This window comes from Microbacterium sp. XT11, from assembly GCF_001513675.1.
GTDB lineage: Bacteria > Actinomycetota > Actinomycetes > Actinomycetales > Microbacteriaceae > Microbacterium.
Window position 1 is genome coordinate 1094484 of the sequence record NZ_CP013859.1, and the last position, 19679, is coordinate 1114162.

A 19679-nucleotide genomic window follows, 5' to 3' on the forward strand; every position below is an offset into this window, starting at 1 on the left:
CAGGTCAGGGTGAGGCCGCGGTCGTCCCCGGCACGAGCGTGCCGGTGAATCCGCGGCGCACGGTCGGAACGGGACTCTCGGTCGTCAGCAGCGTCTGCATGGTCTCGACCGCGGCGGCCGCGACCTCCTCCACAGGGATCCGCACGGTCGTGAGGCCCAGCAGGTCGGCACCGGGAAGGATGCCGTCGCACCCGGTCACGCTCACGTCCCCGGGCACGTCCATCCCGGCTGCGCGCGCGGCGCGCATCACCGCGAGCTGCCGGTAGTCCGAGGCGCACATCACGGCGGTCGCTCCCACGCGCACGGCCGACAGCGCTTGGTCCACGCCCTCGGCTGGGCCGGCGCCCGCGGCGATCATCGTCACCTCGGCGCCGCCCGCGCTGAGCGTCTCCTGCATCGCGGTCGCTCGCAGATGCTCGGGGTACGACGCCTCGGGGCTGCCAGCGAGCACGACGACCTTGCGGTGGCCCAGCGACAGGATGTGCTCGGCGAGCAGCCGACCGTGGCCGGAGTCGTCGTAGTGCACGGTGTGGATCCGCTCCGAGGACTCCACGCGCCCTGCGCGCAGGATCGGCACCTGGTCGGCGAACGGCTCGAGCTGCGCGGCCGTGATGCCGCCGGTCGCGACGATGAGGCCTGCGACCCGCATCCCGAGCAGTCGGTGCAGGGCGCCCACCTGCTTCGCGCCCTGCTCGTCGGCGCCGATCGTGACCGTGACGAGGTCGAGCCCGCGACGGTGCCCCTCGTCCTGCAGGCGGGAGAACAGCAGACCGTACGCGGGGTTGCTCGCGTCCCGGAGCATGAGGCCGACCGTGCCGGTGCGCCCCGCCGCGAGCTCCGCGGCCATGGTGTTGCGCACGTACCCGAGCCGTTCGGCGACCTCGAGGATCCGGTCGCGCGTCTCGGGCGCGAACCGGCCCTCGCCCTTGAGCGCGCGCGTCGCGGTCGCCCGCGAGACGCCCGCCGCCGCCGCGACGTCGCTGATCGTGACACGCAGCGCGGGGGTCGCGGCGCCGCGGCCTGCGGCATCCGCCTTCGTCTTGTCTGCCGACGCGGCCTGCGGCCGCCCGGCATCCGGCTTCCCAGCATCCGCCGTCCCGGCATCCGATGAGGGGCTCACGAACGCGACCTCCGTCGTCGTGGCGACCCTGCCCGCGCACCTCGTCCATACACGAGATACATCGTGACACCCATGATGATCATGAGCAGCACCGTGTACACGAACGTGATCGGCATCGCGTCGAGGTTGTTCTCGCCGCGCGTGCTCTCCTGGATCGCGACGCCCAGCGGCTTGTACAGCGGGTGGTACAGGAAGATCGCGGCGTCGTAGTCGTCCAGCAGGCTGTTGAAGTTCAGCGCCGTGATCGCGGCCGCGGTCGGCAGCACGAGCGGGATCAGCACGCGCCGGAACGTCGTGAGCGAGCGCGCGCCGAGGATGCGGGAGGCGTCCTCGAGCGAGTCCGGCACCGACGCGAACGCGGCCTTGAGCAGCCGCAGCGTGAACGGGATCTTCACGCTGATGTACGCGATCAGCAGCAGCACCGGCGTGCCGGTCAGCACGACGTTCGCGACGATGCCCTGCGGCCGGTCGAACGCCATGACGAGGGCGAGCGCGATCAGCACGATCGGCAGGATCCACGGGATGTGCAGCACGTACTCGATCGCGGACGTGACCACGTTCCGGTGCTTCTGCAGCAGGCGCGCCACGAACAGCAGGCCGCCCACGACGATCAGCGACGCGAGAGCGCTGTACACGACGCTCACGAGGAACGGGCGGATCGCCTCGGCGCTCGAGAACACCGTGATGTAGTTCTCCAGCGTGAAGCTGTCGAACGTGATGGACCCCGCCAGGATGCTGCGGGCATCCACGAACGAGAAGATCACGATCAGCACCACCGGGATCAGGTAGATCACCCACAGGGCGTACGCGATCACGTGCACGATCGCGTTCGCGACCGGGTTGCGGATCGGCTGCTTCTGGATCGGGGTCGCGACCTTCGCGACCGAGAAGTACACGCCGGACTTCTCCGCGCGGTTCATGACGGCGATGAGGATGATCGTGGCCACACCGAGCACGATCGCGAGCAGTGCGGCGATGTCGCGCGTGACGGGGCTGCGCGACAGGTCGATGATGAGCGGCGCGACGGTCTGGAAGTCGGGTCCGCCGAGCACGAGCGGCGCAGTCAGGGCGCCCAGCCCGATCAGGAACGTGAGCACCGTCACCGCGAACAGCATCGGCTTCATGACCGGAAGCACGATGCGGCGCAGGATCGTCCAGGTCGACGCGCCCATGAGCTTCGCGGCCTCGATCGACGCGTAGTCGACCTTGCCGAGCGAGGACGACAGGAACAGCATGTGGTTGGTCGTGGTCGCGAAGGTCATCACGAACACCACGGCGAAGTAGCCGGAGAACCAGCCGCGGTCCAGGTCCGGCCAGACGTTCACCATGAGGTTCGTGAAGAACCCGAACCGGCCGTAGATGAAGTTGTATCCGGCGGCCAGCACGATGCCGCCGTAGATGAGCGTGGTCGCGTATCCGAGCCACAGCAGCCGCGAGCCGCGCACCTGGAAGTACTGCGTCACGAGCACGATGAACACGCCGACCACGTTCACCGTGACCGACAGCGTGACCGCGAGCAGGAAGCTGTTGCCGAGCGTCTTCAGCGCGCGCTCGCTGCCGAGCAGCTTCTCGACAGCTCGGAAGCTGAACTGCCCGTCCGGGAAGAACGTGACGCCCAGCAGTGCCGCGTTCGGCAGCACGAGGAAGGCCGCGGCGAACCACAGCACGACGACGATCGTGACCCACGCGAGCGGGGAGCGCAGCATCGCGGCGATGCTGCCCGGCCGGCGCGTGCGGCGCCGGGATCGCGGGTCGGCGACGCTCGTCAGCACGCCCGCTTCGCCGGGGAGGCCCGCGGACGGCGGCGGGACGGGGGAGGACGGATCGCTGGGGGAGGACGGATCGCTCATGTTCCTGCTCCTCTCACGCCGCCGGGTACTGCAGGATCCACTGCGGGTCCACGCCGACGCGCACCGCGTCGCCGGGGTTCCACCGCCGCGCTGACGCGGCCGCCGGCACGCTCACGCGGAGCGTGGAGTCCGCGACGGCGACCGTGTAGACGCTGTGGCTGCCGTGGTACGTCCGGTCTACGATCGTGCCGTCCAGCGCAGGGGCGGATGCCGCGGCATCCGCGGCGTCCAGACGCAGCTTCTCGGGCCGCACGTAGCTCTCCGCCGCGGGGTCGAGGCCCGCGCCGATGCCGGCGAGCTGGGCAGAGGTGAGCCGGTTGTTCTCGCCGATGAACCGGCACACGAACGGCGTCGCGCTGCGGTCGTAGATCTCCTCCGGGGTGCCGACCTGCTGCAACCGGCCGGCGTCGAGCACCGCGATCCGGTCGCTGAGGGTCAGCGCCTCCTCCTGGTCATGCGTGACGTACACCGTGGTCACGCCCACCTCGTGCTGCAGCTCCTTGAGCTGCTCGCGCAGCTGCACGCGCAGCTTCGCGTCGAGGTTCGACAGCGGCTCGTCGAGCAGCAGGATCCGCGGCGTGAGCACGAGAGCGCGGGCGATCGCGACGCGCTGCTGCTGACCGCCAGACAGCTCGGACACGTTCTTGTCGAGCTGGGCGGAGGCGAGCCCGGTGCGCTCCGCGATCTCGTCGACGCGGCGGTTCCGCTCGGCCTTCGAGACCTTCTGCACCGACATCCCGAAGGCGATGTTGTCTCGCACGTTCATGCTCGGGAAGAGCGCATAGTTCTGGAACACCATGCCCACGCCGCGCTTCTCGCTCGGCACGCGGGTCACGTCGCGGCCGGCGATGTGGATGCTGCCGCCGGTGGGCTGGATGAACCCGGCGAGCGTGCGCAGGGCGGTGGTCTTCCCGCATCCGGACGGACCCAGGAGGGTGAAGAACTCACCCTCCTGGATCTCCAGATCGAGGTGCGAGACCGCACGGTGATCGCCGAATGCGACCTCGACATCGTCGAAACGGATCATTCTGTCTTTCCTGACGGTCCGGATTGCCGGATCAGCCGATGTACTCGAGCGTGACCTTCTCGACCCAGTCGCCGAGGTGTTCGCTCACGAAGCCGAAGTCGATGTCCTGCCGGGGCAGGTTGTCCATCAGCTTCACGACCTCGGGGTTCGCCTTCTCGATGGCCTTCTCGTTCACGGGCATGGCGTTGAACTCCGCCGCGAACTCGCCCTGGACCTCGGCGCTGCCGAACCAGTCGATGAACTTCTGCGCCTGCTCCTCGTTTCCGGAGCCCGCGATCGGCGCGATCTGCTCCGTCACGTACGGGACGCCGTACTCGGGGACGATGATGCCCGTCTTGGTGCCGTACTCCTCGTCGCGTGCTGCGATCCCGCTGGAGGGCAGCACGCCGTAGTCCACCTCGTCGCGCGTGATGCGCGCGTACAGGTCGGTGCCCTCGACCGCGGGCGACCCGTTGGCGAAGTAGTCCGCGACGAGGTCCCAGCCCTTGTCGCTGACGCCCAGGTCGCCGTCCTTGTCGAGGTTCTCCGTGAGGATGCTGGCGAGCACGAGCTGCGGCGTGGCCTGGCCGAGTGCCGTGTTGACCTCGTAGCGTCCGGCGTAGCCGGTGCCGGTGTACAGCTCCTCGAGGTCGGCGGGCGGGTCGGTGATGCGGTTCTGGTCGTAGACGGTCACGATCGCCTGCTCCACCAGCGGCCAGTATGCGCCGTCTGCGGGGTCGCCGGACTCCTGGGGCACCTCGCCGCTCCAGCTCGGCTCGTACGCCTCGATCGCGTCCTCGGCCTTGAGCTGCTCGAAGAACATGTTGTTGAGGCCGAAGACCACGTCGCCGACCGGGTTGTTCTTCTCGGCGATGATGCGGTTCGTGAGGTCAGCGCCGCCGAGTCCGACGATCTCGATGTCGAAGCCGGCCTCCTTCGCCTTCTCGGTGATCCACTCGCCGCGGCCGTCGCTGTTGGAGTTCGTGTAGACGATGATCTTCTCGCCGGAGCCGCCCGCGTCGGGACCCTCGGTGCCGGCGGCGTCGCCGCTCTCGCCGGCGCAGCCGCTGAGTGCAACTGCTGCCGCGGCCGTGAGCCCGATGAGGGCCCAGCGCTTCTTTCGGATGTCGACCATGGTCGCCCTTTCTCGTCGTCGAGGAGTGTCGGAATCGACCCTACCCCGCTCTTGTCGGTTGCGTACAAAGAACTTCTGAATTTGTAGCCGCGTTCGCGCGACCGCACTCAAGGTAGAGGGTCTGCATGAACGTGCGGATGCTGAGCGGTGAACAGTCGCGGAGAGGGCCTGGGGCCGGTGCTGGTTTCTGCGGGCGGGGGACGTGCGTGCGCGGGCAGGCGCTCGGGCGCGCAGTCGTCCTGCCCCGACCTGGCGGAGGTCGAGGCGTTCCGGCGTCAGCGGGCCGAAGGGCGCTGACCCCGCTCACGCGTCGACCCGATCGGGCAGGAGTGCGCTGTCAACTCGGCAGCACCGCGTCCGCGCCGGTCCTGCGGCGTGCCCCGGCCGGGTGTTCGTCCGTCCCGATGAGCAGCTCCTCCCTGCACCACGTACGGAAGTCGGTCGCGGCGATCGTCGCGGTCTTCCAGTCCTCGTCGTAGATCCCCTGGTCCTGGGCCGCGAACATCTCGACCGTGTCTCTGATCGCCCGCTCGCCCGCGCCGCGCGCCCGCAGCATCCCCGCGAAGTCGTCGATGCTCATGCGCCGGTAGGCGACCGGGGAGCCGATCTCCTCGCTCAGCACGCGGGCGATGTCGTCGGGCGTCCAGCGATCGGGCGCGAACAGCGGCACGTCCTGCTGGCCCGACCACGATGGATCCGTCAGCAGATCGGCGGCGTGCGCGGCGATGTCGCGCGTCGCGACCATGGCGAGCGGCCGGTCGGGGGCGAAGGTGAGAGAGAGTGTTCCGCGGGTCCGCATGCCGTCCAGCTGACCGGCGAGGTTCTCCATGTAGAACGGCAGCGAGATCGCCCGGAAGGCGGCGCCCGTGGCCCGCAGCTCGGCATCCATCATGAACGCCGCCGACAGCAGCCCGGCCGGCCCGCGCCATCCGTGTCCCGCGCTCGTCACGGCGACGACGCGGCCGACGCGATTGCGGCGGATGGATGCCGCTCCCGCACGAGCGAAGCGCAGATAGTGCTCCTCCGCGCTGGGCGCGGTCGGGTCGGGCGGGACGAGCCAGAACAGCGCTTCGGCCCCGCGCAGAGCGCGGTCGAGAACGCGCTCGTCGGCATGCGTCCCCTCGACGATGTCGACTCGCTCTCGGATGCCGCTGTCGAGCTGGTTCCCGTCTCGGACGATGACGCGCACGGCGCTGCCGCGCTCGAGCAGATGCGAAACGAGCCGGCGGCCGACGCGTCCGGTCGGGGTGGTGACGACGATCATGGGATCTCCTTTAAAGTGAACATGAATTCCGGTTCCGAATATAGGGGAGATGGGACGACCGGGCAACTACAGTGAGGTGATGATGAACGCTTCCTCCCGATCGCTGCGCGCCGACGCGCGTCGCAACCGCGATGCGGTGCTCGACGCGGCATCCGAGCTCTTCGCCCTGCGCGGCGACGACGTGCAGATGGGCGAGATCGCCGCGCGCGCGGGACTCGGCGTGGGGACGCTGTACCGGCACTTCGCCGACAAGGAGGCTCTGCGTGCGGCGATCATCGGCCGACGCTTCGAGGCGATGATCGCGATCGCGCGCGCCGCCGAGGAGCTCGAGGATCCGTGGGCGGCGTTCGAGACGCTGCTCGTCGAGTACCTGAAGTCCGCCGAGCCCGACGTCGCCTTCCGCCTGGCGGTCCTCGACCGGCGGGAGCCTGCGTGGGACCGCATCGCCGCCGAGAAGGACGCGTTCGGCGAGATCATCCGGCGCATCGTGCGTCGAGCGGTGGATGCCGGTCATCTGCGAGCCGACTTCTCGGCTCAGGACTTCATCCTGGTCGCTCGAGGCGCGATGGCGAACATGTCCGACGGGGATGACTGGCGACGTCACCTCGATCTCATGCTCAACGGCATCCGCGCCTGAGGGCGGGGCACCGAGGCCTTCCGCTGAGCGTCTCAACGACATATCGTTGACTATCGCTACCGATATCGGGAGGTCATCATGAACAACAGCTCGTTCCCCTTCGGCGGTCACGGCGGCTCCGGGCGCGGCGGCTCCGGTTTCGGTGGTCCAGGCTTCGGCGGCCCGGGCTTCGGCGGCGCCGGCGGCGCGGCATCCGCCTTCTTCGAGGCCATGGACCAGCTCCGCAAGTCGTTCGACCCTCGCCCGAGCGGCGGTTCGCGCATGGCCCGGGGCGACGTCCGCACGGCCGTCCTCACGCTGCTCGCCGAGAAGCCCATGCACGGGTATCAGATCATCAGCGAGATCGCCGAGCGTAGCGGCGGCACCTGGAAGCCGAGCGCCGGATCGGTGTACCCGACGCTGCAGCTGCTCGCCGACGAGGGGCTCATCACAGCCGAGGAGCAGAACGGCCGCAAGACCTACTCGCTCACCGAAGCGGGCGCCGCCGTCGCCGCCGAGGCATCCGAATCGCCCGCGCCCTGGGAGTCGACGACCCGCGACGGCTCGCGCGACCACGCCCGCTTCAGCGCGCTCCCGAAGGCCGGGGTCGATCTCGCCGCGGCGGCCGCGCAGGTCGGCCGCACGGGTTCGCCCGAGCAGGTGCAGCAGGCCATCGACGTGCTCGACGACGCCCGCCGTAAGCTGTACTCCATCCTCGCCCAGGACTGATCGGATGCCGGTCGGCAGTATGCCGGCGGGAGGAGCGCGATGACGGATGCCGAGGCGCCTCGGCGCGCGACCGTGCACGTGCCCGCCTCGCCGGCCGATCAACGACGGTACCGCCGGATCCTCGCGTTCGCGTCGCGGCAGCTCGTGCAGTTGTGGTGGTTCGAGCTGTTCCTGCCCCGCATCGGTCTCGGCGGCGTGTCGGACCGCTCCCGGACGCGGCGCTTGCGGGCCCTCGCCCGCAGGTTCCACGATCTCGCGGTCGAGCTCGGCGGACTCATGATCAAGGTCGGTCAGTTCCTCTCCTCGCGCCTCGATGTGCTGCCTCCGGAGATCACCGACGAGCTGGCCGGCCTGCAAGACGAGGTGCCCGCGGTGCCGTTCGCGGAGATCCGTCCGCTCGCCGAGGCCGAGCTGGGCGCTCCGCTCGACCGGGTGTTCGCGTGGTTCGACGAGACTCCGGTGGCCGCGGCGTCGCTCGGGCAGGCGCATCGGGCGCGGCTCTCGGCCCCTGACGCGCTCGACACCGGCCTCGGCCCCGTGATCGTCAAGGTGCAGCGCCCCGGCATCGATCGCGTCGTCGCGACCGACCTCGCTGCGCTGCGCAAGGTGGGCGGGTGGCTGCGGCGGGTGCGCGCCGTGTCGAGCCGGGTCGACGCCCCGGCTCTCGTCGAGGAGTTCGCCCAGACGAGCCTCGAGGAGATCGACTATCTGCACGAGGCGGAGAGCGCGGAGCGGTTCGCCGAGAACTTCGCCGATGATCCCCGCATCACGACCCCGGCCGTCGTGTGGTCTCGGAGCACCCGCCGCGTGCTGACGCTGCAAGACGTCACGGCGATCAAGATCAACGACACGGATGCTCTGCGCGCTGCCGGCATCGATCCGTCGGCCGTGGCAGAGGTCTTCGCCGAGGTGATGTTCGACCAGGTCTTCACGCACGGGTTCGTGCACGCCGACCCGCACCCGGGCAACATCTTCGTCACGCCGGTGACGCCGTCGGATGCCGGTGCGCGCACCTTCCGCCTGACGTTCATCGACTTCGGCATGATGGCCGAGGTGCCCGCCGGCCTCCGCTCCGGCCTGCGCAGCCTGGTGATCGCGATCGCCGCGCGCGACGGCCGCGGCATGATCGAAGCGGCCAGGGCGATCGGGGTGCTCATGCCGACGACCGAGACGGCCGACCTGGAGCGCGCCCTCACGGCGCTGTTCACGCGCTTCGGCGGCATGGGCTTCGCGCAGCTGAAGGAGGTCGACCCCCGCGAGTTCCAGGATTTCGCGGTGGAGTTCGGCGACGTCATGCGGTCGCTGCCCTTCCAGCTGCCCGAGCGGCTGCTGCTGCTCATCCGCGCCGTCTCGCTGACGTCGGGCATGTGCAGCGCGCTCGATCCCGAGTTCAACGTGTGGGACGCCGTCGAACCCTACGCGACGCAGCTGCTCGGCGAGGAGAGCGCCGGGCTCGTGCGGGATCTCGCCTCTCAGGCGGCGACGAGCGCGGCGGTGCTGTGGCGGATGCCGACGCGCATCGATGGGCTGCTCACACGCATCGACGAGGGTGCGGTGACGTTCGACACCTCGCGCCTCGAGCGTCGGCTGGACAGGCTCGAGGGCGTGGCGCGCCGCATCGCCTCCGGTGTGCTGTTCGCGGGTCTTCTCGTCGGCGGAGCGATTCTCGTGACCCCGGTGCCTCCGCTCGGGATCGTCCTGATGTCGGCGTCGGCGCTGCCGCTGCTGCACGCCCTCTTCGCCCGCGGAATCCGCGGACCTCGCTGACGCGGCGTTCTCCGGCTGCCATACACGGCTCGCTGCCGCAACCCGCTCGCCGCGGAGTCGGCCGCGCCTCTAGCGTGAGTGTGGGGGAGCCGAGGCCGAGGGAGAGACGCGATGTCCAGCAATGTGAGGGTGCTGCAGTGCGCGCCCGCCGATGTGTTCGAGGTGCTCGCCGAAGGGTGGCTGTATCCGTCGTGGGTGGTCGGCGCATCGCGGATGCGCGATGTGGACGCCACGTGGCCGCAGCCGGGCTCGGAACTGCATCACTCGGTCGGCGTGTGGCCCGTACTCATCAACGACAAGACGGTGGTGGAGGAGTACGAGCCGCCGCGCCGCATGGTCATGCGGGCACGCGGATGGCCGGTCGGCGAGGCGCGCGTGACCCTGCAGGTGAAGGAACGCGGGTCGGGTTGCGTCGTGCGGATCCACGAGGAGGCCATCGCAGGGCCGGGGCGCCTCGTGCCGCGCGTCCTCATGGACGCGATGCTGCACTGGCGCAACGCCGAGACGCTGCACCGACTCGCGTATCTCGCCGAAGGTCGCGCGGCGCCCGTCGAGTACGTCGTGTCACCGGCATCCGGCGTGGCGGCCGAGGGCGAGGGCGAGGCTGAGGCTGAGGCTGGACCCGCGACGGATGCCGACGGGGAGGCTGCCGCCGAGGGGCGGGGCGCGTCATCGTGAGGGGCGGCGCTCGCCGCGGTCGCGCCGAGCTCGACGCCGTCGTCGTCGGCGCCGGGCCGAACGGCCTCGCGGCTGCCGTGACCCTCGCGCGCGCGGGGCTGTCCGTGCGCGTGTACGAGCGATCGTCACAGCCCGGAGGCGGCGCGTCGACGGCTGAGCTCACCCTCCCGGGGTTCCGGCACGACGTGTGCTCCGCCGTGCATCCGATGGCGTTCGAGTCTCGGTTCTTCCGCGAGTTCGCCCTTCCGCAGCGCGTGGAGTTCGTGACTCCCGACGTCTCGTTCGCGCATCCGCTCGACGGCGGTGCCGCGGCCATCGCCTACCGCGACCTCGCGCGAACCCGCGATGAGCTCGGGATCGACGGCCGGGCGTACGAACGCCTGATGCGCCCGCTGGTCGAGCGGTCGACGCGGGTGGCCGGCTTCACCGGCGCGCCGCTTCTGCGCATCCCCGAGCATCCCATGACCGCTGCGCGCTTCGGCCTGCGTGCACTCGAACAGGGCTCGCCGCTGTGGAACCTGCGCTTTCGCGGCGACGGAGCTCCGGCGATGCTCACGGGGGTCGCGGCCCACACCATCCTCGCGCAGCCGAGCCTCGCCGGGGCGGGCGCCGGACTCGCCCTCACGGCGTACGCGCACGCACGCGGGTGGCCGATCCCGGTCGGCGGGAGCCAGGCCATCGCCGATGCGCTGGTCGACGATCTGCGCGCGCACGGCGGAGAGCTGGTGCTCGACAGTGAGATCACCGCTCTCGACCAGTTGCCCGCCGCGACGGCGACGCTGCTCGACGTCACTCCCGACGCCCTCGTGCGTCTCGCCGGAAGAGCCATGCCCGACCGCTACGCTCGCGCGCTGCGGCGGTTCCGCTACGGCGACGGCGTGGCCAAGGTCGACTTCGCGCTGCGTGAGCCGGTGCCGTGGACCAACGCCGAGGTGCGTCGCGCCGGCACCGTGCATCTCGGAGGAACACGCGCCGAGGTCGCGCACGCCGAGAACAGCGTGCATCGCGGACGCCTTCCGGAGCGGCCGTACGTGCTGGTCTCGCAGCCCTCCCTGTTCGACGCGCAGCGTGCTCCGCAGGGCGCGCACACTCTCTGGACGTACACGCACGTGCCGGCGGGCAGCTCGGCAGACCGTGCCGAGGCTGTGATAGCGCAGATCGAGCGCTTCGCGCCGGGATTCCGCGACACGATCCTGGCGGTGAGCTCGCGCACGGCGCGCGATGTCGAGCGGCACGATCCCAACTACCCCGGCGGCGACATCGCGGCGGGGTCGCCCGACCTGTGGCAGATGGTGCGACGCCCCGTGCTCAGCCTCGACCCGTGGCGCACTCCGATCCCCGGCGTCTATCTCGCGTCGGCATCCGTCTCTCCCGGGCCCGGCGTCACCGGGATGCCGGGCTGGTTCGCCGCGCTGTCCGCGCTGCGGCACGAGTTCGGCACGACAGCGCATCCGGATCTCTCGCCGGGTGCGTGACGGGATGCGGGTTCCGGCCGGTGCGCCGGTGGTCGACGCGCCCGCCGTCCGCGTCATTCGCGGATCGTGCCGGCCTCGTCCGTGTCGTGTGCTCGGTCTGTCTCATGCGCCGCGGCGTCGTGCTCCGCGTCGTCGTTCTCGGAGGCCTCTTCGATCGCCGCGGTCATCCCGGCGAGGAAGCGCGTGATGACCGCGCGATCCTCGTCGCTCAGTCTGTCGACGAGTGCCAGCATCCGTCGGTGCATGGCGCCCAGCGTGGTGCGCACTTCTTCGTCGCTGTGCGTGGTCGGCACGACGATGCCCGCACGACGGTCGGTGGGATGCGGCTCGCGGCGCACATGACCGCCCCGTTCGAGGCGGTCGATGAGCGCCGTCGTGGATGCGGTGGAAATGTCGAGCACTCGCGCGATGTCGATCTGCCGCACGAGGCGCCCCGCGCGATGCTCGCGCAGCAGGTAGCGCAGCGCCATCAGATCGGTCTCGTTCATGCCCATGAGCGCGCGGGTGCGTGCGCGCATCGCGGTCTCGGCGGCGCGATAGCGGCGCAGCTGGTTGAGCACATCGACAGTGCTCGCCGCCTCGGTGTCCGGGTACCAATAGCCCGACGGCGTGTAGTCGTCCACGTTCTCCTTCACGCGACCTCCGTCGCGTCGCTCCAGCGCCGTGACTCGCGCTGCAGCATCTCGTCGGCTCCTGCTTCCACCTCGGCGGGCACGACGTGCAGGCGGCCACCGGTGATGGCGTCGTTCTCGCTCAGCACGATCTGCTCCAGGCGTGCCATCGGGATGCCGGGGAACCGGTCGCGCAGCCGGGCGACGAGATCGTCGTAGAGGACGTAGCCCGTCTCTTCGAGGGGCGATCGCTCGAGCATGCGTTCCTTCCGGCAGGCTTCCATCTTCGCACCCCTGCCCCTTGGTGAATGCGACCATCCGCCGTCGGCGGGGCGGATGAAACGTCCTTGCCTGCCGCGCGTCGTCGCGGTCGGACCAACGGCCATTGCTATGTAGTTAGGTTAACTAGTAACGTGTTTATCGAACGAAATGAGGAGGAACCGACATGGGGCAGTTGATCTACGGCGGCACTCGCGTGATCGAACTCGAGGACGACCTCCTCGCGCACGTGAGATCCGTGACGCTGACGAAGCTGCGTCGCAGCGAGTCCTTCGCCCTCACGGTGCGCGGACACGACGAGGTCGCAGAGACCATCTGGCTGCACGCGTCTATCCCGCTGAGGTTCATGGTCGACGAGCAGGCGTCCTTGAGCAAGCAGCGCCTCCTCGCCATGATGGCCGGTGCGAACTCGTCGGCGGGGCTCGACCTCACGCGCGAGCAGCACGCCGGCGCGGATGCCGTGCGCGGTCTGCATGCGATGAGCGCCTGATACGGCCGCCGCAGTCAGCGGCGTCTCATGACCGTGGAGTCGCGTGCGCCTGCGCGCTCGTGAGCTCGCGGATGAGAACGTCGCCGTGCGTGAGCTGCGGGTGGTGACCGGCATCCGGCACGATGCTCAGCGTCAGGTTCTCGTGCGCCGCGAGGAGCTTGCGGGTGTTGGAGGAGAGCGGGTCTCGGGCCCCCGTGATGATGCGCACCGGCCCCGGGAACCGGCCGAGCGCTTCCCTCAGCCCGGCCCGCCACTGCGGCGACGCCGTCAGGGCCAGCTGTTCGGCCGCCCTGCCGGCGGTGCGTCGCCGGAGGTCGCGGACGCTGGAGTCCAGCGCGGCGGCGCTCGAGTCCGATCCGGTCAGCCGGCGCGAGAGCCGCGCCGCGTCGGTGTGCCGCAGATAGGCGCGCACCAGCGGGCGCATCCGTGCCGGCGCCCCCGTCGGTGGCTGGAGGAAGAACGGTGCGACCAGTGTGAGGGACCGCACCAGGTCGGGATGCCGATCCGCCGCGATCACCGCCGCAGCAGCGCCGAGGGAATGGCCGATGAGCTCGACGGGGTCTCCGTCGAGCAGAGCGGGCAGCCACTGTTCCCAGTCCGGCACGCCCGTGCCTCCGCTCAGGCCGAGTCCGGGAAGGTCGACGGCCCGTGCACCGATCGCAGACGCGACCCCGGCCCAGGTGTCGGCGTTCACGGGGAGACCGGGCAGGATCACCCGATCGGCTCCGCGAGCGCCCAGCTCGAACGTCCTCACTCCGCCCACGTCGATGAATCGGCGGTCGTCGGCGGGAGCCGCGCCGAACCGGTGTGCCGCGAGGTGGTCGGCCCACCGCTCCAGCGACGTCCGCACGTCCGGCATCCGGATGCCGTGCCTGGCGGCGAGCTCCTTCGCGGATGCCGTGGGGTAGCGGTCCGACGACAGGAAGCCGAGGGTCTCCGGGTCGGCTTTGGTGACCCACCGCGGGAGCCGCGTGATGACGCCGACCGGCATCCGCAATCGAGGGACCGCTGCGTCGAGGTGGCGGCCGACGTGCGTGAGCAGCTCGGCCAGGGGCGGGGTGGCGTCGTCCAGCACCCAGTACGCCGCGCCGACGGCATCCGGATCGACGGCCGCCGCCGTCATGAAGGCGGCGAAGTAGTCGACCGTCACGACCGGGAGGAACGTCGTGTCGTCGCCGGGAAGGGCTGCGGCGGTGCCGTCCCAGATCTGCTCGATGGTGGCCGCCAGCCCGATGCTCTGGTCGGACTCTCCGGTTCGGCTGTCGCCGATCACACTGGCCGGGTTCACGATCGTCCACGGGATGCCGTGCTCCGTGGCGAGGGCCTGGAAGATCGCGTCGGACTCCACCTTCGATGCCTCGTAGGCGCCGAGCTCGTCGTACACCGCGGCGCGGTGCTCGTCCGACCACGGGACAGCGGACGGGTCTTGCCCTCCGACGCGGTACCCGGAGATGTGGACGAGGCGCTGCAGGCGCGGGAGACCGGCGGCGAAGGCGATCAGCTTCTCGACGATGCCCACGTTGGCGCTGCGAGCCTCCTGTGCCGTCATGCCGAATCGGTAGACGCCCGCGCAGTTGTGGATCTCGGTGACCTCGGCGAGATCCACCGAGCGGTCGGTGATGATCTCGGGCGCATCGAAATCGACGATCGCGGTCGCGATGCGCTCGGCCGGCCCGTGCTCGCCGAGCCACCGCTGCACCCGCTCGGCGGACTCCGGCGTCCGCACCGCCGCCGTGACGTCGGCGCCGGCCTGGGCGAGCGCCAGCACGAGGTGGCGGCCCACGAGGCCGGATGCCCCGAAGACGAGCGCGCGGCGGGAGGAGGATCCGGTCATCGCGCGGCTCCGGTCGCTCCGGTGCGCTGCCCGACGAGAGTGGACACGACATCGGCTGCCGCATCGAGGGGATGGGTGCTGCGCAGGGCGCGGGAGACGATGACCGCTCCTTCGATCGTGGACACGACGACGGTGGCCAGCGACCTGGCCTCGTCGGGGCCGACCCCGTCGGCCTGGAGAAGGGCCGTCGTCGGGGCGATCCACGACTCGAAGGCGGAGGCGCATGCCTGACGCAGGCGCTCGCTCTCGGCGCCCATCTCGAGCGTGACGATGGAGACCGGGCACCCCAGGCGGTAGTCACTCCCGCTCACGATGCTCGCCAGTGCGGCGATCGCGGCGCGGACGGCCTCGCCGGCGCCGCCTGCGGATGCCGCGACCTCCGTGATGAGCGCTTCGAACTGCCGTGCGGCGAGTTCGACCGCGGCGACGCCCAGCCCCTCCTTGCCGTCGGGGAAGTGGAAGTACACCGACCCCTTCGGCGCCCCGGCGTGGTCGATAACCGCGTTCAGTCCCGTGCCGCTGTAGCCGCTGGTCTGGATGAGCTCGAGCATGGACTCGGCCAGGCGCGCCTTGGTGAGGTCTCCCTTGGATGTCATGATCCGAGAATAGACCGGTCTATATATTTTTGGCGGATCAGGGGGCCCTCACGGAGCCGGGATCACGACGCCTGAGCGGTCGATGCGCGCAGCACGAGGCGGGGTTCGACCTGGATCTGAAGCGGTGGCTCGTCGTTCGGCTCGCGGATGAGATCGATGAGAAGCTGCGTCGCGAGGACGCCGACGCGCCGGCGATCGGGTGCGACAGCGGAGATGGGCGGCTCTGCGTGCGCCGAGACGTCGTCGTCATAGGCGACGATCGAGAGGCGGTCGGGCACCGACAGCCCTCGTGCGCGTGCGCTCTGAAGAAGCCCGAACAGAGAGTTCTCGTCGCCATGGCAGAACAGCGCCGTAGCGCCGATTCGCTCGACCGTGTCGAGCACGACGTCGGCGCTGCCGCGCTGCCAGCGGGGACCTGCTCCGAGTTCCTCGGGTCCGAGGATGACGCTCTGCTCGTCCATGCCGAGTCGATCGAGCGCGTCGCGCCACCCTCGCCGCACGAACTCCGAGCTTTGGGAGCTGCCACGGCTGACCATGACGAGTCGACGGTGACCCAGCTCGTAGAGGTGGCTCAAGGCGCTCATCGCGCCGCGTTCGTGAGCGGAGCGCACCGACGAGATCGAACCCAGCCCGCCGCCCGGCATCTCACGCTCGACGAACACCACAGGAATCTCGAGGCTCTCGGCCTTCTCGCGGAACTCGGTGGGCGCTTCGCGCTCGGAGACCGTCGGCACCCAGAGCAGGCCGTCGACGCCCTCGCGGATGAACTCGTCGATCAGGCGGTACTCCTCGTCGAGGTCGTACTCCGAGATCGCGAGCTTCATGTCGCCGCCGGGCGTCAGCGCCTCGCTGACGCCCTCCACGACGTAGCGGTAGTAGTAGGAGGTCGGCACGACCACACCGATCGTGCCGGTGAATGCGGCTTTGGTCTGGTGCGCGGCGTTGCCGTCGCGAAGCACCGCCCCGCCTCGCACCTTGTCGAGGACGCGCTCTGCGACGAGCGCGTCGAGGTCGCGGCGGATCGTGACGTGCGAGACCCCGATGTCGTCCACCAGCGAGGCGATACGCACAGCGCCGTCATGCTTCGCACGATCGAGGATCAGCGCTCGACGCTCGGCTGCGAGCATGTTCCCCTCCTTTGGGCTGAGTGTGTCACGCCATCATAGGACGCCGAACGGGAACGATCATCATTGCGCTAAAGCTTGCGCTTGAGTGAAGACAAGTATACAAACCTTGCGTTTAGTTTTCAAATGTGTCGATACTGAGGCGCCGGCGATGATGCCGACTCAACCCTTCAAAGGAGAAGTCATGTCCCGACGACGAGCGAGTTCGATGTGGAGAGGTGCGGCAGTCGTCACGGCGGTCGTGCTGGGCGGGGCGGTGATCGCTGCGCCGCCCGCCGCGGCCGCCACCATCGACAAGGTCACGGTCAGCCAGGCGGGCTACAGCGCCAGCGGTTACAAGGTCGGCTTCGCCGTCGCCGACAGCGCAGTTCCGGGTTCGACCAGCTGTCGCCTGCTCCAGGGCGAGACGGTCGTGCTGCCGTCCTGCACTCTTCTGGATCGCGGCACGACCTGGGGCGACCGCGTGTATCAGGTCGACTTCAGCGCGTTCGACGACGTCGGCACCGACTTCGCCCTCGAGATCGGGGGTGTGCGCTCCCCGCGCTTCGCGATCGAAGACAACGTCTGGTCCGGCTACCTCGATGAGATGATCGCGTTCTACAGGTTGCAACGCTCGGGAATGGACACCGAGGATGCATACCCCGCGGGCTACAGCAGCATCGCCCCGTCCGACAAGGTCTTCCACGCCGCCGGTCATCTCGACGATGCCGCGTCCGAGGACGGCACGCAGCACTACGACCTCACGGGTGGCTGGTACGACGCCGGCGACTACGGCATCTACGGTGGGAACCAGTGGGTCGCGGGGAACATCGCCATCTCGTATCTGCGATACGGCGACACACCCGCGGTCGGGTTCGACGGCGACTCGAACGGCGTGCCCGATCTCGTCGACGAGGCCTGGTTCGGCAGCGAGTACCTGCTCCGGATGCTGGACGCTTTCGGGGGCCCGTTCTGGGATGTCAAGGGCAGCGGCGGCTTCCGGCATCCCGAGTTCCACACCGACGGCGTGATCGGAACGGCTGACGACCGACGTGTCTCCGGCATGGGTGTGGGCGGCTCGGCCAAGGCGTCGGGTTCGCTCGCCGCCACAGCGAGAGCGATCCGCGCCGCCATCGACAGCGGAGACATCGACGCCGGAGCCGCCGCGTCCTGGGAGACCCGGGCCGCCGAGGCCGAGGAAGCAGCGGTCGCGTTCTACGAGTACGCCGACACGCACCGCGGAGATCCGCTCGGCGGGTACTCGACCACGCGCGGCGGCATCGCCAACTCCCTGCTGTTCGCCGAAGTGCAGCTCTACCTTCTGTCGGGCGACGCGGCGTATCGCACGTCGGCCGAAGCGACGATCGCCGCGACCCCGTTCACGATCCTGTCCAGTACGAACTACTGGGACATGGCGCCGCTGTCGATGGCTGAGCTGTATCCCGCTGCGACGGCGACCGGAAAGATCAACATCCAGCGTTACCTCAAGAAGCAGCTCGACTACGTCCTCTCCTCGACCGACGACACCCCCTACGGCGTGATCAACCAGTTCAAGAACTTCGGTGTCAACGAGCCGCACGTCTCCTACATGGCCGACGCGCTGCGCTACTGGGAGCTGTTCGGAGACCAGCGTGCCCTGCGAGCGGTGCAGAAGGGCCTGTACTGGGTGTTCGGCAACAACCCGTGGGGGACGAGCTGGGTCTCCGGCGTGGGTGAGAAGCACACGATGTTCCTGCACACGCGGCTCGACGAGCAGGCGCAGACCCAGGGCGGCACGGGGATCATCCTGCCGGGGGCGCTCGTCTCGGGACCGAATGCGAAGGACCCGCTCGACGCGACCAGTGCGAGCCCCTGGTACGAAGATCGTCCAGGCTCCGCCGATGTCGGTCAGCAGTGGCGATACAACGAGTACAGCGTGAGCATCCAGGCTGGGCTGTTCTCGTCCGTGTTCGGGCTCGCCGCCGCCGGCGACGCGCCGTGGTCCACCGGGACACCGCCGACGGCGCTGACCATCGGATCCCCGAAGATCGGCCAGTACGTCACCGGCGAGGTGACCGTGTTCGCGCAGAGCGGCTCCTCGCTCACGGCGCACGCGCTCGGTCCGGATTGGACGCCGATGACCTCGTCGGCCGGAGTCTCGACCGGTGTGGTCGATGTGAGCGGCCTTGCGCCGTACACGAACGCCCGTATCGACGTGCGCGGCACGCAGGCGAGCGGTGCCCACAGCTACAGCTCTACGCACTACACCGTCGCGCCACCCCTGCCGGCTCCCGACGCGCCGCTGCTGTACGACGGCTTCGGTCGCGACGGCCTGTTCGGCGTGCAGGGGTACACCTGGGCGAATTGGTACAACAACCATGCCGGCGTCGGGCAGGTGACCAACACGATCGTGGATGGACGTACCGTCGGTCGCTTCTTCCAGAACCCCGCCACCGAGCAGTCGCAGGCGAAGTTCCAGCCGTGGCATCACTCGGTGGACGCCGACGGGTATCGCTATCTGTCGGTGACCATGCGCAGCCCATCGCCGAATCTCCGCTTGCGCATCGAGGTCTCGGACGCGGACTCGAACCACCGGGTGACCGGGACCACGCCGATCGCGATCTCGAACGACTGGATGACGTACGACTTCGATCTTGCGGCGTTCCCCGGCCTCGATCGGTCGCAGGCGAAGCTCGTGTTCTGGCTGCAGCAGACCGCCGACACCGACGGGGAGCTCTTCGTCGATTCGGTGGAGTTCACGAACGAGGAGGCCGGCACCCCGCCGGTTCTTTCGGACGTCAGCCATACGGCCGGCCCGCTGACACCATCGACCCCGGTCACGGTCCAGGCGACCTACACCGACGCCGACGGAGTCGCCCCCTATGCCGTCGAGCTCGTCGTCGACGGTGTGATCCATCGGATGTCGCCCGTCGATCCCGGTGATACCGACGTGACCGATGGCGCGCAGTACTCCGTCGCCGTGTCGCTCGTGAAGGGCGTGCACAGCTACTTCGTGCGCACGACCGACACGACATCCGCGGTGGTCGAGACGCCGTTGGTGACGGGAGTCGCTGTGGGCTGAGAGAGGACGGATGCGGCGGGGCGAACCCCGCCGCATCCGGTCAGCTCCGGATTCCCGTCCCGAGA

General features: G+C 69.6%; 17 protein-coding genes. 7 read left to right on the forward strand and 10 right to left on the reverse strand.

What is annotated here, in order from left to right; translation table 11 throughout:
• Positions 1–4: 4 nt before the first annotated feature.
• From AB663_RS05190 to AB663_RS05210, 5 genes are all read right to left on the reverse strand, one after another.
• The gene (locus tag AB663_RS05190; RefSeq protein ID WP_067196433.1) at positions 5–1120 is read right to left on the reverse strand and encodes a LacI family DNA-binding transcriptional regulator; all 1116 of its coding nucleotides are present in this window, start codon (positions 1118–1120) and stop codon (positions 5–7) included.
• The gene (locus AB663_RS05195) at positions 1117–2970 is read right to left on the reverse strand and encodes an ABC transporter permease (RefSeq protein WP_232304646.1); all 1854 of its coding nucleotides are present in this window, start codon (positions 2968–2970) and stop codon (positions 1117–1119) included. Before AB663_RS05195 ends, AB663_RS05190 begins: the two co-directional genes overlap by 4 nt.
• A gap of 13 nt (positions 2971–2983) precedes the next feature.
• On the reverse strand, positions 2984–3997 hold the full coding sequence (locus AB663_RS05200) for an ABC transporter ATP-binding protein (protein ID WP_067196434.1): 1014 nt from the start codon (positions 3995–3997) through the stop codon (positions 2984–2986).
• A gap of 31 nt (positions 3998–4028) precedes the next feature.
• Positions 4029–5111: an extracellular solute-binding protein gene (locus AB663_RS05205; RefSeq protein ID WP_067196436.1), complete on the reverse strand. Its 1083-nt coding sequence runs from the start codon at positions 5109–5111 to the stop codon at positions 4029–4031.
• 337 nt (positions 5112–5448) lie between these two features.
• A complete protein-coding gene (locus AB663_RS05210) occupies positions 5449–6375 on the reverse strand; it encodes an NmrA family NAD(P)-binding protein (RefSeq protein WP_083511119.1) in 927 nt (308 codons plus the stop codon).
• Between the two features lie 79 nt (positions 6376–6454).
• Here AB663_RS05210 and AB663_RS05215 point away from each other — a divergent pair, with 79 nt between their 5' ends.
• The 5 genes from AB663_RS05215 to AB663_RS05235 all read left to right on the forward strand — a co-directional run bounded on the left by AB663_RS05215 (position 6455) and on the right by AB663_RS05235 (position 11640).
• Positions 6455–7012: a TetR/AcrR family transcriptional regulator gene (locus AB663_RS05215; protein WP_232304647.1), complete on the forward strand. Its 558-nt coding sequence runs from the start codon at positions 6455–6457 to the stop codon at positions 7010–7012.
• A 78-nt stretch (positions 7013–7090) separates the two neighbouring features.
• Positions 7091–7720, forward strand: a complete 630-nt coding sequence (locus AB663_RS05220; RefSeq protein ID WP_067196438.1) for a PadR family transcriptional regulator — start codon at positions 7091–7093, stop codon at positions 7718–7720.
• Positions 7721–7759: 39 nt separating this feature from the next.
• Positions 7760–9487: an ABC1 kinase family protein gene (locus tag AB663_RS05225; RefSeq protein ID WP_067196440.1), complete on the forward strand. Its 1728-nt coding sequence runs from the start codon at positions 7760–7762 to the stop codon at positions 9485–9487.
• 111 nt (positions 9488–9598) lie between these two features.
• Complete coding sequence (locus AB663_RS05230) at positions 9599–10165, forward strand: SRPBCC family protein (protein ID WP_067196441.1); 567 nt, start codon at positions 9599–9601, stop codon at positions 10163–10165.
• Positions 10162–11640 (forward strand): phytoene desaturase family protein, encoded by a 1479-nt coding sequence (locus tag AB663_RS05235; protein WP_067196443.1) that lies wholly within the window; start codon positions 10162–10164, stop codon positions 11638–11640. Before AB663_RS05230 ends, AB663_RS05235 begins: the two co-directional genes overlap by 4 nt.
• Positions 11641–11693: 53 nt before the next feature.
• Here the strand turns inward: AB663_RS05235 and AB663_RS05240 are convergent, their stop codons facing one another.
• Both AB663_RS05240 and AB663_RS05245 read right to left on the reverse strand, forming a co-directional pair.
• Complete coding sequence (locus AB663_RS05240) at positions 11694–12275, reverse strand: MarR family winged helix-turn-helix transcriptional regulator (protein WP_335338562.1); 582 nt, start codon at positions 12273–12275, stop codon at positions 11694–11696.
• Positions 12272–12511 carry a hypothetical protein gene (locus tag AB663_RS05245; RefSeq protein ID WP_067196444.1) on the reverse strand — a complete coding sequence of 80 codons (240 nt, stop codon included), beginning with the start codon at positions 12509–12511 and terminating at the stop codon, positions 12272–12274. Before AB663_RS05245 ends, AB663_RS05240 begins: the two co-directional genes overlap by 4 nt.
• 185 nt (positions 12512–12696) lie before the next feature.
• Here AB663_RS05245 and AB663_RS05250 point away from each other — a divergent pair, with 185 nt between their 5' ends.
• A complete protein-coding gene (locus AB663_RS05250; protein WP_067196446.1) occupies positions 12697–13020 on the forward strand; it encodes a DUF7882 family protein in 324 nt (107 codons plus the stop codon).
• A gap of 25 nt (positions 13021–13045) precedes the next feature.
• On the opposite strand, the gene AB663_RS05255 is transcribed toward AB663_RS05250, so the two are convergent.
• The 3 genes from AB663_RS05255 to AB663_RS05265 form a co-directional block, all read right to left on the reverse strand.
• Entirely contained in the window at positions 13046–14854 is a 1809-nt protein-coding gene (locus AB663_RS05255; protein WP_067196447.1) for an alpha/beta fold hydrolase, read from the reverse strand.
• Positions 14851–15450, reverse strand: coding sequence for a TetR/AcrR family transcriptional regulator (locus AB663_RS05260; protein ID WP_083511120.1), 600 nt, complete (start codon positions 15448–15450; stop codon positions 14851–14853). The genes AB663_RS05255 and AB663_RS05260 overlap by 4 nt, the downstream gene beginning before the upstream one ends.
• 62 nt (positions 15451–15512) lie before the next feature.
• Positions 15513–16577, reverse strand: a complete 1065-nt coding sequence (locus tag AB663_RS05265) for a substrate-binding domain-containing protein (protein WP_067196449.1) — start codon at positions 16575–16577, stop codon at positions 15513–15515.
• A gap of 181 nt (positions 16578–16758) precedes the next feature.
• On the opposite strand from AB663_RS05265, the gene AB663_RS05270 reads away from it, so the two are divergent.
• Positions 16759–19614, forward strand: a complete 2856-nt coding sequence (locus AB663_RS05270) for a glycoside hydrolase family 9 protein (protein WP_198147935.1) — start codon at positions 16759–16761, stop codon at positions 19612–19614.
• Positions 19615–19679 lie beyond the last annotated feature (65 nt).